The sequence below is a fragment of the Stieleria sedimenti genome (genome assembly GCF_025060895.1).
Taxonomy (GTDB): domain Bacteria; phylum Planctomycetota; class Planctomycetia; order Pirellulales; family Pirellulaceae; genus Stieleria; species Stieleria sedimenti.
Genome location: NZ_JANZKV010000137.1, coordinates 1 through 16,492 on the forward strand (window position 1 = coordinate 1; position 16,492 = coordinate 16,492).

The 16,492-nt window shown below is 60.5% G+C and carries 10 protein-coding genes; 5 read left to right on the forward strand and 5 right to left on the reverse strand.

Going from position 1 to position 16,492, the window contains the following annotated elements; genetic code table 11:
* Positions 1 to 96: 96 nt before the first annotated feature.
* From NZK35_RS17310 to NZK35_RS17320, 3 genes are all read right to left on the reverse strand, one after another.
* A complete protein-coding gene (locus NZK35_RS17310) occupies positions 97 to 1,884 on the reverse strand; it encodes an aspartate kinase (protein ID WP_259633791.1) in 1,788 nt (595 codons plus the stop codon).
* A 35-nt stretch (positions 1,885 to 1,919) separates the two neighbouring features.
* Positions 1,920 to 3,134 carry a cofactor-independent phosphoglycerate mutase gene (locus NZK35_RS17315; RefSeq protein WP_259633792.1) on the reverse strand — a complete coding sequence of 405 codons (1,215 nt, stop codon included), beginning with the start codon at positions 3,132 to 3,134 and terminating at the stop codon, positions 1,920 to 1,922.
* Positions 3,135 to 3,226: 92 nt separating this feature from the next.
* A complete protein-coding gene (locus tag NZK35_RS17320) occupies positions 3,227 to 4,339 on the reverse strand; it encodes a pyridoxal phosphate-dependent aminotransferase (protein ID WP_259633793.1) in 1,113 nt (370 codons plus the stop codon).
* Between the two features lie 91 nt (positions 4,340 to 4,430).
* Here NZK35_RS17320 and NZK35_RS17325 point away from each other — a divergent pair, with 91 nt between their 5' ends.
* On the forward strand, positions 4,431 to 4,988 hold the full coding sequence (locus NZK35_RS17325) for a DUF4416 family protein (protein ID WP_259633794.1): 558 nt from the start codon (positions 4,431 to 4,433) through the stop codon (positions 4,986 to 4,988).
* Positions 4,989 to 5,254: 266 nt separating this feature from the next.
* Here NZK35_RS17325 and NZK35_RS17330 read toward each other — a convergent pair whose 3' ends face one another.
* Positions 5,255 to 6,217 (reverse strand): hypothetical protein, encoded by a 963-nt coding sequence (locus NZK35_RS17330; RefSeq protein WP_259633795.1) that lies wholly within the window; start codon positions 6,215 to 6,217, stop codon positions 5,255 to 5,257.
* Between the two features lie 203 nt (positions 6,218 to 6,420).
* On the opposite strand from NZK35_RS17330, the gene NZK35_RS17335 reads away from it, so the two are divergent.
* Complete coding sequence (locus NZK35_RS17335; protein WP_259633796.1) at positions 6,421 to 7,368, forward strand: sugar phosphate isomerase/epimerase family protein; 948 nt, start codon at positions 6,421 to 6,423, stop codon at positions 7,366 to 7,368.
* Between the two features lie 414 nt (positions 7,369 to 7,782).
* Here the strand turns inward: NZK35_RS17335 and NZK35_RS17340 are convergent, their stop codons facing one another.
* A complete protein-coding gene (locus NZK35_RS17340) occupies positions 7,783 to 9,189 on the reverse strand; it encodes a BBP7 family outer membrane beta-barrel protein (protein ID WP_259633797.1) in 1,407 nt (468 codons plus the stop codon).
* Between the two features lie 567 nt (positions 9,190 to 9,756).
* Between NZK35_RS17340 and NZK35_RS17345 the strand changes: the two genes are divergently transcribed.
* The 3 genes from NZK35_RS17345 (at position 9,757) to csrA (ending at position 16,252) form a co-directional block, all read left to right on the forward strand.
* Positions 9,757 to 11,691, forward strand: coding sequence for a preprotein translocase subunit SecA (locus NZK35_RS17345; protein ID WP_259633811.1), 1,935 nt, complete (start codon positions 9,757 to 9,759; stop codon positions 11,689 to 11,691).
* Between the two features lie 478 nt (positions 11,692 to 12,169).
* Positions 12,170 to 15,559 (forward strand): type II secretion system protein GspD, encoded by a 3,390-nt coding sequence (locus NZK35_RS17350; protein ID WP_259633798.1) that lies wholly within the window; start codon positions 12,170 to 12,172, stop codon positions 15,557 to 15,559.
* Positions 15,560 to 16,057: 498 nt separating this feature from the next.
* Positions 16,058 to 16,252, forward strand: coding sequence for a carbon storage regulator CsrA (gene csrA, locus NZK35_RS17355; protein ID WP_095742250.1), 195 nt, complete (start codon positions 16,058 to 16,060; stop codon positions 16,250 to 16,252).
* Positions 16,253 to 16,492: the final 240 nt, after the last annotated feature.

Consider the following 16,492-nt stretch of genomic DNA (forward strand, 5'->3'; position numbering starts at 1 on the left):
TTATCCCGGCGCACCCGCCACCCATCATTCTGCCACCCATCATTCTGCCACCCATCATTCTGCCACCGCCCCTAGGATCCAACCCGTCGTCTCTCCCTAGCCCAACGACCCGGCGAACACCTTTTCCAAACCACGTTTGGCGGTGTCGGCGGCGTCGCTGCTGATCACGGCGTTGACCTGCAATTCGCTGGTGCTGATCATGTCGACGTTGATGTCCGCGTCGGCCAGCGTTTCGAACAGCAGGGTGGCAACATGGGTGTGGCTGCGGAGTCCAATCCCGCAGACGGTTACCTTGGCGATTTCGCGGACGCCTTGCACGCCTCGCATGCCGTGCGAGGCGGCGATTTCTTCGGCGACTTTCAGACTCGCGTCCAGGGCGTCTTGAGGGACGGTAAAACTGACGCTGGTCGATCCGTCTTCGCCGTCATATCCCTGGACGATCATGTCGACCGAGATGCCTGCGGCGCCGATGCGTTCGAACATGTCTGCCGCGATTCCCGGTCGGTCGGGGACACCCATCAACGTCACCCGAGCCTGGTGATCGAGCACGGAAATGCCGGTCAAGGTCAACGCTTCGAGCGCATCATCGCGGAGCCGGCTGAGCAACGTTTCGACTTCGACGCCCGCTTCCCGATCGGCCTTGATCTGGCTCCACGATTTGGCGTCATCGGGTTTGACGTGCAGCTTGAATCCCTCGTGGACGGCGCGGAGCGCGAGCGATGCCTGGTCACGCGGCACCAAGGCACTGATTTTGATTTCGCTGGTGGTGATCATCTGGATGTTCACGCCCGCACCGGCCAGGGCGCGAAACATTTCGCTTGCCACACCGGCTTGATCGGGCATGTTCGCCCCGACGACGGAAATCTTGCTGACGTGATCATCGTGGGTCACGCCTTCCACACCGATCGCCTCGATGACCGGCGCGAGCGCCAACAGGGTTGCCTGCAGGTCATCACGTCGGACGGTGAAGGAAACGTCCGCCTTGCCACCGTCGCCGATGTTTTGCACCACCATGTCCACGGCGATCTTTTTGTCCGCGATCGCCGAGAAAATCTGCAAGCTCATGCCGGGGACATCGGGAACACCGAGAATCGTCACGCGGGCTTCGTCGGGAGTCATCGCCGCTCCGCTGACCGGTGCCGTCGCGGACTCCTGCTCGGTGACGATCATCGTTCCCTCGGTGTCCGAAAAACTGCTCCGGACATGAATCGGCACACCGAATTTTTTCGCGAACTCGATGCTGCGGTTGTGCATCACGCTGGCGCCCAGGCTGGCCAGTTCCAGCATCTCGTCATAACTGATCACATCGACGCGACGTGCTTCGGGCAGCAGCCTCGGGTCGGTCGTGTAAACGCCGTCCACGTCGGTGTAAATTTCACAGGCGTCGGCTTTCAGCACCGCGGCCAGTGCGACCGCGGTCGTGTCGCTGCCGCCGCGTCCGAGCGTGGTGATGTTCAGGTCGTTGTCGATCCCTTGGAAACCGGCGGCCACGACGATCTTGCCTTCGTCCAGCAACCGTTCGATGCGTTCGGTGGAAATCGAACGAATCCGAGCTTTGCTGAAACTGCTGTCGGTCTGCATCCCGATCTGGCCGCCGGTCAAACTGACCGCTTCGCTGCCCAACGCGTTGATCGCCATGGCGACCAGGGCGACACTGACCTGTTCGCCGGTGCTGAGCAACATGTCCATTTCACGCGCCGGCGGATTGGGGCCGACTTCTTGAGCCAATTCCAACAACCGGTCGGTGTTCTTTCCCATCGCACTGACGACCATCACAACACGATGGCCTTGGCGTTGGGCACGAATGGCCTTCCGCGCCGCGGCGCGGATCTTTTCGACGTCGGCGACGCTTGTACCGCCGAATTTTTGAACAATCAGAGACATGGGGTGTGGTTTAGAATAATGCGGTGGAGTGATCACTAGCGGCAGATGAACGCATCCATCAAATCCCAGCCGTGGTCAAAGCGACGCCCAGCCGCAGCGGCTGCGATTTCGTCATAGGTCGTTTGCGAATCCGATTCGATTCCCGTCCCGGCCATGACCAATGGGACCATGCCGTGGGTGTGTTTTTTGGTGCTGCAAAAGGTCGGGTGATCCGGCGTGACCAGAATCCGATGGTCGCCGTATCCCGCGAGCGCCTCGGCAAGCGGCCCGACGATGTGCCGATCGATCTGCTCGAGCGCTTCGATCTTGGCGTCGTGACGTCCTTCATGGGACGCTTCGTCGGGCGCTTCGACGTGCACGCAGACCAGGTCGTACTGGTCGAGCGCCTCGATCGCCGCGGCACCCTTGGCCGCGTAATCGGTGTCCAAATATCCGGTCGCCCCTTCGACTTCGATCCGCGGCCATCCGACCAGCGCTGCGATCCCGCGCAACAGGTCCACTGCCGTGATCATCGCGCCACGAACGCCAAACCGTTCTTCGAAGGTGGGCATCGCCGGTGCCCCGCCCAAGCCCCACAACCAGACGTGGGTCGCGGGGCGTTTGCCGGCGGCTTGTCGGGCCTGATTGACCGGATGATCGGCGAACACGTCGGCTGAACCGTTCATCAGTCGCACCAGCAGATCGCTGCCGGGGCCGCGTGGAAAATCATCGGTTACGGACAGGTCGGTCAGATCGTGGGGCGCGGTCGAACGCGTCTCCGATGAAAACGGAGCCGGGGTGTGCTCGTCGCCGCGGTAGATCAACAAGTTCCGATAGCTGACGCCGGGGACAAATTCAAAACGGCCGCCTTCGGACCCCAGCAGCGCCTCACCGGCGGCGGCCAGCAATTGCCGGGACTCTTCGGTGCTGATGTGATCGGCGGTGAAGTCCACCATGATCTGGTCTTCGATCGTCACCAGGTTGCAGCGGACGGCAAAATCATGCTTCCCCAGCGTGATCCCGCTGGCGGCCGCTTCCAACGGTGCCCGCCCGGTGAAGTACTGGTCCGGGTCGTATCCGAACAGGCACAAATTGGCCACTTCACTGCCGGCGGGCAGGTGTGCCGGAGTGTTGTTGGACAGGGCACTGGCCCCGGTCGCCGCGATCCGGTCCATGGCCGGAACCGAGGCTGCTTGCAGCGGTGTTTTTCCTCCCAACGCCTCGATCGGTTCGTCCGCGCATCCGTCCGGGATGACGATGACATGTTTCATGATGTTTCGATGGGGGGTTCGGGAGACCGGTGGTGTGAAGGGAACGCCCTGTAGTTTCGTTCAGAGACGGGAATCTCGGAAGGGGACTGGCCTCAAGCCTCGTCGGCCAGCTGATTCAGCATCGCCACGCCCTTGGCGATCGTTTCGTCCGAAGCCGCGAAACTGATCCGGAAATGACTGTCCCGGGCGCTGAAAATCTTTCCCGGAATGATCAACAAGCCCCGTTCGATCGCCTTGTGGACGAACGCTTCGCCGCCCGCGTCGCCGGGAGCCTTGGGGAACAGGTAAAACGCGCCGCCGGGACGCGTGAATTCGAATCGCTCGGCCAATCCGTCGCAGATCAAATCACGTTTCTTGCGATAGTCGTCGATGTGGCCCTGCAGGTTGACTTCCATCGCCCGCAACGCGCCCCACTGGGCCGGTTGGGGCGAGCAGACGAACGAGTACTGTTGGATCTTCAACATCGTCGCGATCACTTCGCCGGGACCATGAACGTAGCCGACGCGCCAGCCCGTCATCGCGTGGCTTTTGCTGAACCCGTCGATCACGATCGTGTCGGGGTTGAACTGAGCCGGTGAAACGAATGCGTCGTCGTAATGAAACCGCGAGTAAATCTCGTCCGAAATCAACGCGATGTTTTTCTCGGCGGCCAATCGGGCGACCGCTTCGAGCTGCTCGGCCGTCGCCGTGACCCCCGTCGGGTTGGCCGGACTGTTCAGCAAAATCATTTTTGTGTTGGGCGTCACCGCCGCCGCGATCGCGTCGGGATCGAGCTGGAAACTGGGATACGAATCGATCGGCACCGCGACCCCGCCGCACATCTTCAACAACGCCGGGTACATCACGAAGAACGGGTCCAAGTAGATCACTTCGTCGCCCGGATTGATCATCGAAAGCATCGACAGCATCAGCCCGCCGCTGGTCCCGCTGCAGACGAATACCTCGCGATCGTCGTGGCCGTACCGTGAGTCGATTTCTTGCTGCAGAGCCGACCGCAAGGGCCCGATGCCTTGTGTCGGCGAGTAGGCGTTCTTGCCGCCGCGGATCGCATCGATCGCCGCCTCTTGAATCGACTCGGGGACATCGAAGTCCGGTTGTCCGATCGACAGATTGATCGGGTCTTTTAACTTGGCCGCCAAATCAAAGACTTTACGAATCCCGCTGGCGTCAAAGGTCGTGGTGCGATCGGCGATCCAAGGATGCATGGTTCTGCTATGCTCTGGGAAATCGGTGGGGACGCGGCGTCAGACGTCACGTCGAAACGAAGCTGGGCAGATTCTAGACGAGAGACGACTTGTGGCCGAGGTGCTATACGTTGAACCGGTGATTCGGTTTTGTGCGGTGATTTCTGGCGACGCCCTGATTCGGCGGCGGGCGATCGAGACATTGGAAAGCCAATGGGGTGAGATTTTTCATCATGCCGACCCCCTGCCGTTCGAAGCCGGCGGTTACTACGCCGGATCGATGGGCGAGCACTTGCGAAAGGAACTGATCGGTTTTCGGCAGCCCTGTGACGCCGCTGAACTGGCCGATTGGAAACATTGGACCAACAGCTTGGAAACGCAGGTCGCTGCAGCGGAGTCCGGTCCCGCACGCCCGTTGAACCTGGATCCCGGCTACATCACCCAGGCCAAGCTGGTCCTGGCGACGACGAAGGACCGTGATCATCGCGTTTACCTGCGCGACGGGATGTTCGGCGAGATCACGCTGACGTACACGGCCAAACAATGGGTGCACCATCGTTGGACCTACCCCGACTACCGAACCGCCGCCGTGGCCGAGTTCGCGACCACCTGCCGCAACCACCTGCGCGCAACCCTGCAAGGCGGCGAAGGGTTTCGGCGACGTGAGTGAGTGGGGGATGCCGATGCCGGGGACGTCGTGCTGTATCCCGGAGGGGGTCGCGGTCAATGGCCTTTCCGTTTGGCACTGATGATGGTAGCGGAACGGCGCAAGCCGTCCGGTGACGCCGCCACTGATCATGGTAGCGGAACGGCGCGAGCCGTCCGGTGACACCGCCACTGATCATGGTAGCGGAACGGCGCGAGCCGTCCGGTGACGCCGCCCGGGCGGCGCGAAGGACCGGAGGGCTTGCGCCCTGCCGCTAAACGATGTTCCTGCTACCGCGAACGCACCAACGTGGCCAAGTCGATGTTCTGCTCTCGGACGATCGTGTCGACGTCTTGCAAAAAACGATCCGCATCGACGGGGTAACCCGCGGTGGGGCGAAGCGGTTGTGGTGCCAGGCAGGCGAAGTACGCGTTGAACGATTCCATCGCCTTTTCCCGGAGGTACTTGGCGACCATCGACGAAAACGCCACCGGCGTGAAGGAATCGCCCTTGACCGTGAAGCGGATCGTGAACTCGCCGTCACGGTAGGGCACCGCATAGCGGCTTTCGTCTTTCGATTCTGCGCTGACACGAATCAGCGTACCGTCGAAGACCGTTTGCAAGGGGCCGGCGTAATAGCGGCGTCCGCCATGCCGATCGCAAAACACCGCGACCTGTTCGTCGGGAGCGATCGCAAGCTCGTCCAGCAGAGACTTCACAAGCTCTAACGTGGTTTGTGACAACAGGTCCGACTTGTTCGCTCCGCCGCGGCACGACCGATTGAAGGCGGCGGCGGTGATCACGCGCGTTTTCATTCCGGCCAGCTGTGCCGGACCCGATTGCCACGCCGTGACCAGCGGACTCGCCGATCCCGTGTCGATCGTCTGTTCCAGCAACCCCGCAAGCCAGGGTGATGCACCGATCGAGTCCCGGTCGTCTGCCGCCAGATCATCGACAAGGTCCAAACGTTCGGTGGCCAAACCACACCACCGGGCTCCGCCCAGCGTGACGCACTCCAGTTTGCCATAGCCGCCGGATTGCTTGGTGACCGATCGTGGTTGAAACACGGCTTTGGAATCATTGACGACGATCCGCCCGCCGGACACGGTCACGGGCTTGGCGACGGCCGCAAAGGCTTCTAGAAGATCGCCCGGGCTGGCCTCACCGACTGCAAGTTTCCAGGCGGAAGCCGACACGACCAGCGGCCCCAGTTTGGGGCCGTACCCGGCTTCGTCGGTCGCAATGAGTATCATGAGTGGTTTCCGTTCCGGTTCGCATTTTTGCTCAGTGTCCGGTTCGCATTTTTGCTCAGTGTAAGGAGGCGCGGTCGATTTCGCGATCCGCCCCTGCCAGTCAATCGGTGTTAGACTAGTTGTCATCGGTTCGACCAAGACGATGCGCGGCCTGCCGTTAGCGCGAGCCGATCCCACCTTCACACTCCATTGGCGGATGATTGATGAAACTTTCTCGACGCGATGTCATTGCGGCCTCGGCCGGAGCATTCTCCCTGGCGGCCTGTTCTCCCGCGCTGGCCTTGTCCGAGTCGAAACGCAAGTTCACCGTTGACCTTCGCTGGGGCAGCATCGGCGTCAAGGCGAACCAGAACGAAGCGATCGAGTTGGCGGCAAAACATGGCTTTGAGTCCGTCGCCGCGGCACCTCATGACTTGGCCAAGCTGTCCGATGCCGAAAGCGAAGCGTTGGTCGGCGACTTGAAAGCGAAAGGGCTGGTCTGGGGCTCCTCGGGGCTGCCCGTCGATTTTCGCAAGGATGAGGCAAAATTCAAAAGTGATCTCGCCGCCTTGCCCGCTCTAGCCGCGGCGCTGCGTCGCGCCGGTGTCGACCGAATGGGCACCTGGATCTCGCCGTGCCACGACGAACTGAGCTACGACGCCAACTTCCGACAACACGCCGATCGGCTCCGCGAGTGCGCCAAGATCCTAAACGACCACGGGCTGCGATTGGGGCTGGAGTATGTCGGCACCTCGACGTTGCGTAACTCCAAACGATTCCCGTTCCTTTACACCATGCGCGAAACGGCGGAACTGCATTCGGCCATCGGCATGGACAACATGGGGTTCGTGCTCGATTCCTGGCATTGGTACACCGCCGGCGAAACCGCCGACGACATCCGCTCGTTGAATGCACGGCAGATCGTCGGCTGTGACTTGAATGATGCGCCCGCGGGGCTGGCGGTCGACGAACAGATCGACAACCGACGTGAATTGCCGGCGGCGACGGGAGTCATCGACGTGAAGTCTTTCCTGCAGGCCCTGATCGACGTCGGTTATGACGGTCCGGTTCGCGCCGAACCTTTCAATCAAGCCCTCAACAAGCTGGACAACGACGAAGCCTGTGCGGCGACGTCCAAGGCCATCCACCAAGCGATCGCGCTCGTAGAGTAGGCATCTTGCTTGCGCCACGGCTAACTCGTAGCTCGTTCCAAGGCTCCGCCTTGGGACGAGCGGCCGGTGTGGCTCCGCCACACGCGGATCCCGGCCAGCGGGCTGTCGTTTTTGTGAGCCGCGACGCGTAAGCGGCCGGGCACTGCGACGCTGCCCGAGGCCTTACGGCCAGCGGCTCACCATTGACTCCGCAGATCCCGACTCAATCGACAGCCCGCCAGGCGGCGGGAGCCTCCCTCAAAGTGTGTTCCCAGGCGGAGCTTGGAAACAAGGACGCCGCGCGCAAAAAAAAACGCGTGGTCGGTTTGACCACGCGTTTGATCTAGATCGTTCAATCGGTTCGGTACGCGAAGAGTCTTTGTGATCCCGGATGACGCAAAGAGCTTCCAACCGGCCGATATGATTCTCCGCGGCTCAATAGTCGATCGACGCGCCCAGGCTGACCCCTTGGACCCAGTGGCTGCCTTCGACGATGTCGTAGGCGACCGGCGTCACGTTGGCACCGATGTTGCCGGTGTCACGATTGCGATTGATCTGGTCGCCCGCCATCGCCACGTTGTCGAAGTACAAGAACGTGTAGCCGACGGTGAACGAGACGTGGTCGCGGAACCGGTAACCGATGGTGAAGTCCATTTCGGGAATGAACGTGAACACATCTTGCGTTTGCGTTCCCTGTTCGTCGTTGATCAGGACGCTCGAATTCTGCGTCGAGATCGCTGCGTTGGCCAGAAAGTCGGTCGTCGTGCCGACCTTGCGGACCGTTTGCTCCATGTTCCCCAAGTGAACCTTGGTCAGAGCTCGGGCCGTCCAACGTCCGCGAGCGACCATCGATTCAAAACCGAGTTGACCACCGTTGAAGCGGTTTTCGGTGTCGAACAAGCTGGCGAAGGCCGTTCCGGCGAGGTTCGGGTTCGTCCCCGCATTGGTGTCACTTCTGAAGCTTGCGATCGAGATCATGTCGTCCAGTTCGGCGTAGGTGTAACCGGCGATGAACTCCAGACGCGATGACTTGTTGTGGCAGAACGTCATCCGGGCATAACCATCGGCCATGAACAAGTCCGTTGCGTATTCCGCTTGGACATTGCCGGTGAACAAGTTCTGTTGACTGATGATGACCGAGTCCTCTTGTGCGGTGCCCGGGTTGAACCGGGGAACGAAGTAGTAGGGACGGCCGAGCGAACGGGCCGCCGCATCGGTTTGGTCACCGCTGGCGGAGTAATCGTCGCCGTTTTCGCCGATCCACAGAGCGCGTCCGCCGATGCCGAAGCTGTCGGTCAGGTAGCGTCCCACGTCCGTGCGAATGCCGCCGGAAAGGCCGCCATCGAGATCGTCACCGAACTCCACGGTGGCTGCCGGCAAGACGGGAAACACACCGGGCGCGGCAGAGGTCACCAGTGGTGGCGCTTGTCGCTCGGCATGGAACATCAACATCGCTTCGGCACGCATCCAGCCGTCCTTGCCGCACAGGTTGAGCAGGCCGGCTAAGCCGCCGCCCTTGCTGCCACACATGCTGTCGCAGCCGACACCATCGCAACCGGGGCTGTCGCAACTATCGCAACCGCCGATCGCTCGCTTCAATCCGCCGTCAAAGAAGCCGGCAGGCTGCAGATCACCGACGGTCACCGGGGCGTAATCGCTGATCGGTGCTACGGGAGCTGCAAACGGGGAACCAACGTGCACCGGGGCATCGGAGGCGACATCGCCGACGAATGCTTGTGGGGAATCGTTGGCGGGGACATACTGATTGTTGTCAGCCTGGGCCGACGCTGAGGCGGACAGCAACAGCGCTGCCAGGGTCATGCCTCGAAAGTTTTTCTTCATTATTGTAGTCTCGCGCAGTCCGGGATTACTGGAACGACTGGTATAAGACGATCGACGGAAACGAGCGTTAGATCGAGAACGTCCCTTATGGTGCTTAAAGTCGGCGTATCCCTCCCAACTTCAACACTCAAACTGCCTGGACTTTCCAAAGTGCGGGAAAAACAGCGTTTTGAGCGGTAGACTGGGGTTCGCAAAGCTCCCCAAGCACTCTGCGTTTGCTAAATCTTTTCGCAAATTGGTCCCCCAAATAGCTCGATGACCGACCAAGACCCCGGCCAAAACGACGCCAGATCGAGCCGCCAGCCCGATCCGACCGATTCCGTGGACACCCAAATCGAGCCTCCCACCGGAAGCCGCGATACGATCGCCGAACCCCAGTCGAACACCGCGACCGCAGCGGATCCCGAACCCGGGCCGATCGAGCCGGCCGAACGAAAGGTCGTCCGAGCGACCGAAATCATTCCCGCCGACAAGCCCCGAGGCGACGCTGACAATGCCCGCGGCGACGCCGGAACGCCCCCGGCCACCATCGCCCCGGAGCGTTTTCAGTCGGTCGGCACCAAGTCGATGTCGATCTTTTCCGGTGGCGGTTTCCACCCCAAAATGGTGCGTTGGAAGCGGATGCTCACCGAAATCAACGAGCTCGAACCGACGCTGCAACCGGAGTCCGACAACGACCTTCGCAAACGGTCGTTGGCGCTGCGGTACCGCGCCATGGCCGGCGAAAAACTGGCCAAGCTGCTTCCCGAAGCCTACGCCTTGGTTCGCGAAGCCGGCCGGCGAACGCTCGGCATGCGGCACTATGACGTCCAGATGATCGGCGGCATTTCGCTGTTCGAAAGCCACATCGCGGAAATGCAGACCGGTGAAGGAAAAACGTTGACCGCGACGCTGCCGCTGTACCTGCATTGCCTGGTCGGCAAAGGCGCCCACCTGGCAACGGTCAATGATTACTTGGCCAAACGGGACGCCGAATGGATGACCCCGATCTACAACTTGCTGGGCGTCAGCGTCGGAATCATCCAGACGCCCGACGACCAAGGGGCCAGACGCAAATCGTATGGCTCCGCGGTCACCTACGGGACGGCCAAAGAGTTCGGATTCGATTTCCTGAGAGATCGTTTGCTGTTACGCGCCCAGAACCGCATCCAGACCGAGATGTTGGGCGATGGCGGCGGCGGATTCTCCGATTCCGGCGATAAACCGGTCATGCGTGGCATGCACTTCTGCCTGGTCGACGAAGCGGACAGCATTTTGATCGATGAAGCCCGCACGCCGCTGATCATCGGCAGCCTGGAAGACACCGTCCGGGACCAAATCGTGGAAACCTATCGCTGGGCTTCCGAGCACGCACCCGAATACGAACTGGACGATCACTTCACGATCGACGATGACACCAAGCAGTACGAACTGACCGCGCGGGGCCGGCAGAAAGTCCGTGCCCTGCCCAAGAGCAATCTGGTCCGCACGATGGGCCTGGTCGATCTGTACGAATACACCGAGCGGGCGATCAAGGTTTTCCGCGAATTCCTGCTCGATCGCCAATACGTCGTGCGTCCCAACGACAAGGGCGTGGATGAAATCGTGATCGTTGATGAATTCACCGGCCGACTGGCCGAAGGGCGAAAGTGGCGCGACGGAATCCACCAGGCGATCGAGTCCAAAGAGAATCTCGAGATCAGCGTTCCCACCGGCCAGGCGGCACGGATCACGGTCCAAGACCTGTTCCTCCGCTACAACCACTTGGCCGGCATGACCGGAACCGCGGCGACCAGTGCGCGTGAACTGAAACGGATCTATCGCACGCCCGTGTTGCGGGTCCCGACCAACCGGCCGCCCAAACGCAAGCGACTGGCCGACCGCGTGTTCGGCTCGATCGATGCCAAGTTTCAAGCGATCGTCGATGAGGTCAAGACGATTCACGAGACGGGTCGCCCGGTGTTGATCGGAACGCGTTCGATCGACAAGAGCGAAATGCTGTCGCGGATGCTGCACGAGATCGGCATTGAGCACCAGGTTCTCAACGCAAACAACGTCGCGATGGAAGCCGAAATCGTCGCCGATGCGGGCCAACACGGGCGGGTCACCGTGGCCACCAACATGGCCGGCCGCGGTACCGACATCAAACTCACCGACCAGATCGTCCAACTCGGCGGGATGCACGTGATTTGCACCGAGTTGCATGATGCGGCACGGATCGACCGCCAGCTGATCGGACGTTGTGGACGCCAGGGCGACCCGGGTTCGTACCGCCAATACCTGTCGTTGGACGACGACATTCTCAAAGGCGGCTTGGGACCGGACAAAGCCGAGAAGCTGAAAGCCCGTGGGGAAAGTTTGACCGATTCGGTCGACTCCTACGCCAAACTGTTCCGCCGCGCCCAACGCAAAGTGGAAAAGAAGCACTTTCGCGACCGGATGGTGCTGTTACATCACGAAAAGGAACGCAAGAAGATGCAGCGTGAAATCGGCCAGGATCCTTACCTAGACACCCCAGACTGACGCAATTGGGGGATCTTTTTTTCGGCTTTGGCTCAAGTCGCACTGGACGTCTGCCGACAGGGGTTTCAATTCGAAAAAAAGCCAAAAACCGGGCTCGGCCGAGCTTGACAGGGCAATCGAAAACACCGTATCCCCGGCTCCGTGTCCATTAGCTCCCGGCACTTCCGCCCACTTCGGTCGGTCAAGCGTCGGGGCCCGAATGGCGACGGCCAGACGCGGTCCGTCACCGTCCGGGGCTCGCGAAAGGTCGGTCCTCATTGGTTGGACAGACGTGCCGTGGGGCTAAGCCGACGATGGGTTTTCGTGAACGTAGGCGGAAACTCCATGTGTATCCAACGAAGTCTCACCGCGAAGAAGGAGTGTCGCGTTGAAACGCCACGAAAAACTTTTCGGCCTCAATCGCAATCGATGGGGCGGCGCCGTAATGGCGTGGCTTGTAGGGGCGTCCAGCGTCTCTGCCCAGCTACCGATGCCAGGCATGAGCCTGCCATCCAACGACAAAACGGGTGCGGCAACTGCTGTCGCTCCTTCCTACGCACAAGGTGGCTCGGCCCTGCCGGCCGGCTACAGGGTGCCCAACGCGACGGTCGAAAGTCGCCCTGCCAGCGGAAAACAGCTCGTCCAGCAGGCTCGCGCCGCGCTGGCCGGCGGCCAGTACGAAATGGCCGTCAATGCTTTCCGCCAGGCTTCGGCGGCGGCGAAGTCGGATCCGAACCTTTCGGCCGATGTCGCACGGCTTCGTGTCGATCTGCAGATCGCCGGAATCGACGGCGAACTGCTGAACGTTCCGGCTCCGGCGCCCAAGCGTTTGTCCACCGGGATCAACGCCGCACCGCTGGCCACCGCAGCAGCGTCCGACAGCTCGGACATGCCCGCGGCCCATCGTGAAGCACTGCGATTGATCGCCGTCGGACGCGCTACGCTGGATCGGGGCGATACCGCCACGGCACTGCGTCTGGCACGTCAGGCCCAATCGCTGAACGCCCCCGAAGCGGCACCCCAGGTGTGGCAATTCGTCTTGGATGCCGAATCGGCCGCCAAGCGCGCCGGCACCATGGATTCCCAAATCGCCTTGGCCGGCGGTCAACAGGAAATCGGCAGCGACGAAGCAGGCTTCATCAAGCAAATGCTGTTCAATGCCGACGCCAACGCCGGACTGGAGAACGTCGGCGGCGGAGCCGTTGCCCAAGTGCAAGCACTCGGCGCGCCGATCCCGCCGTTGCCCCAAACCGAATTGGGCCAACCGGGAACCGATCCGAACCGGCTGTATCAGGCCGGATTGCAGGCGCTTCAAGCCGGCGATCAGGAAACCGCTCGCAAGAACTTTGTCGAAGCGTGGAAGTACGAAGATCAGCTGGACTTGGCGACCCGACAGGGCCTCAAGGACAAACTGACGTTGCTGCAACCGGCCCGACTGCCGCGGACCGGCGGCGAGCCACAGCTTTCCACGATCGATCAGGCCGATGCGGAATCACGCGAGCAAACCCAACGGCTGTATCGAGAGATCACCGCCGAAATGGCCAAAGCTGCCGAAATCCGAGAATCGGCTCCGCTGGACGCCCTCGACAACCTGAACCGCCTCCGCCGACGCGTCGACGGTTCCAACGTCGATGAAACCAGCAAACGCACGCTCGCCCGTTTGGTCGACCGTGAACTGGAAAAGCAAAAGCAGTACGTCGAATCCAATCGTGCGTCGATCGAGTTGGAACTTCAAAACGATGCGGTCCGAACCGAGTTGGCCACCGATGCCGCTCGCGAAGCCCAAATCGATGAAGAGATCTCCGGGTTGGTCAACACGTTCAACGACTTGATCCGCGAACGTCGGTACTCCGAAGCGGAAGTGGTCGCGAAACAAGTGGGCGAGCTGAAACCCGGCTCCACCATCGCGACGACGATGTTCCACAAGAGCCGATTCGCCACTCGCGATCAAATCATGCGGGACATCCAAGCCGGCAAAGAAGAACTGGTCTACAAAGGCCTGGAAGACGTCGAGTACTCCGCGTCGCTCTCCGACGGCTTGGATCCCAATCAGCCGATGACCTTCGGACGTGATCCACAATCGTGGCACGAATTGACACTTCGTCGTTCCCGTGACACCGGTTCGCTGTACGGCACCGTTCAAGAGCAAAAACTGAAACAGCAGTTAAGCACTCCGGTCAATGTCCAGTACAACAAACGCCCGCTGGTCGAAGTCATCGAAGACTTGAAGAAAGTCACCGGCATGCCGATCGTGATGAACCAACGAGCCATGGAAGCGGTTCGCGTTCAGATCGATACTCCGGTGACCCTGGAACTGCAAAACCAGATCGAACTCAAGAGCGCCCTGAATCTGATTCTGGAACCCCTGGATCTGGGCTATGAGATCAAGGACGAGGTGCTGCAAATCACCAGCGCCGAAGCCAAGCGTGCCAACGTGATCACGCGGGTGTACAAGGTCGCCGACTTGGTGACTCCGATCCCGAACTTCACGTCCAGCTACGAAGACGGGTTGGCCGGGGCTCTGCGAGCCGCCTATCAAATGACCAACCCGCGGATGGACGTGCAGATGATGCCGGTCCGAATGACCGACCTTGCTTCGCGACAGGCCAACGCCTTGCAGCCGAGCAAGATGGCACCGAACATGCTCGGCCAATACGCCCCGGGTGGCGCTCAGGGCGGCTTCGGCCCCCAAAACCCGCCCAACGGCAGCGGTGGTGGTGGCTCCTTCGCAGACTTCGATTCGCTGATGAGCCTGATCGAAACGACCGTCGTTCCGGACACCTGGGAAGCACTCGGTGGCAACAGCACCATGGCTCCCTATCCCCAGAACCTCAGTCTGATCATCAGCACGACCAGCGATGTTCACGACCAGATCGTCGACTTGATCGAATCGCTGCGTTCGCTGCAGAACCTTCAAATCACGATCGAAGTGCGATTCATCACGCTCTCCGATACGTTCTTTGAACAGATCGGCGTCGACTTCAACGTCCAGTTCGACGACAACGTCCAGACGCTTCCCGATGACGACAGTGGCCCGAGTGTCACCGTCGGATTCGACGGGATCTCTGGATTGCCGACGGCCGACTTGGACATCGCGTTCAACAACGGATCCTTCGGCGTCGTCCCGGCCTTCGGTGCACCCGACCCCGGAGCCCTGTCATCGATCGGTTTCGCCATCCTCAGCGACATCGAAGCGTTCTTCTTCCTGCAAGCCGCCCAAGGCGACGAGCGGACGAACGTGATGCAGGCTCCCAAGGTCACGTTGTTCGACGGCCAGATCGCCACGATCTCCGACCAGAGCCAGCGTCCCTTCGTGACCAGTATCACGCCCGTTGTCGGTGACTTCGCCGTCGCCCAACAACCCGTGATCGTCGTCCTCAACGAAGGCACCCAGTTGAACGTGCAAGGGATCGTCAGCGATGACAAGCGATTCGTACGCCTGACCTTGGTGCCCTTCTTCAGCCAAATCGGTGACGTCGACACCTTCACGTTTGAAGGAACGCGAACGACACGACGAAACAGCCGCGCCGAAGAAGACACCAACGGCGACGGCGTCGTCAACGAAGACGATGCGGTCGACACCGAAGATGAAGAAGACATCATCTCCGGTTCGACGGTCCAGTTGCCGACCTTCGCGTTCACCCAAGTCAGCACGACGGTGAGCGTGCCCGACGGAGGAACGATCCTGCTCGGCGGAATCAAACGACTCAGCGAAGGACGCACCGAACGCGGTGTTCCGATGCTCAGCAAGATTCCCTACATCAGCCGACTGTTCCGCAACGTCGCCGTCGGACGCGACGCCTCCAGCTTGATGCTGATGGTCACCCCACGGATCATCATCCAAGAGGAAGAAGAGTTCGCTCAAACCGGATTCGATCCCAACCGCTAAGCGGTCACCGATCGAACAAGATCAAACGAAAACGCGGCGTGGCCAAACGGGTCACGCCGCGTTTTTTTTTCAAGTTTCAAGTTTCAAGTTTCAAGTTTCAAGTTTCAAGTTTCAAGTTTCAAGTTTCAAGTTTCAAGTTTCAAGTTTCAAGTTTCCTGAAACCTGAAACCTCACCCCCCCGGGTGGACTCTCCGGGGGGGGACCGAAGTTCGCGATACGGGGCGCAAAACACCCCCTTTACGGCGGAGTTTGACGGTTAGGCGAGCCCCTGGAAGAGTGGAAAGGACAGAAATCGGGTTTTGTCAAGCCAGAATTCCTTGACCGATACTAATTTTGTTCTAGAGTTGACTGTCAGGAGTGGCTGTCCCTACCTCCCAATAGTGACGCCGCATTGAACCGGCCTACAGCGATCTTGCCGAATGACCTCCCGTCGGACGCTGGTTCGCCCCGTAGGCATCAATTCGATTTATCAGGCCGGTCAACGAAAGGACTGAAACAATGTTGGTTTTATCGCGAAAAAAGAACGAGAGTATTGTCATCAACAACGACATCAAGATCGTTGTTGTCGAGATCCGTGGCGACAAGGTTCGACTCGGCGTGGAGGCTCCACGCGAAGTCCCCGTGCACCGCCGCGAAGTCTACGAGGCGATTCAGAAAAGTTTGGAGTCCGGAGACGCGGCCGTCGACGCTTAGTGTCTCGCACGGTGACGAGGTTTTCTTCGAAGCACCGGCTCAGCAGCGTTTTCTCCCGAGCAGATGCCTGATGTGGCCGTCCCCGAGCCCCCACCACGGTGCGTCATTTCTTCCTTGCTCGTCGATTCGAGCAAAAATTGCGCCGTTTTTCCGAGTGGGCGACACGAACCCTTGACGGTTCGTCGGGGTCTTCGCTAAAACTCCGCCCAGTGATGAGTCACCCAGGTTGCTCATCGCCAT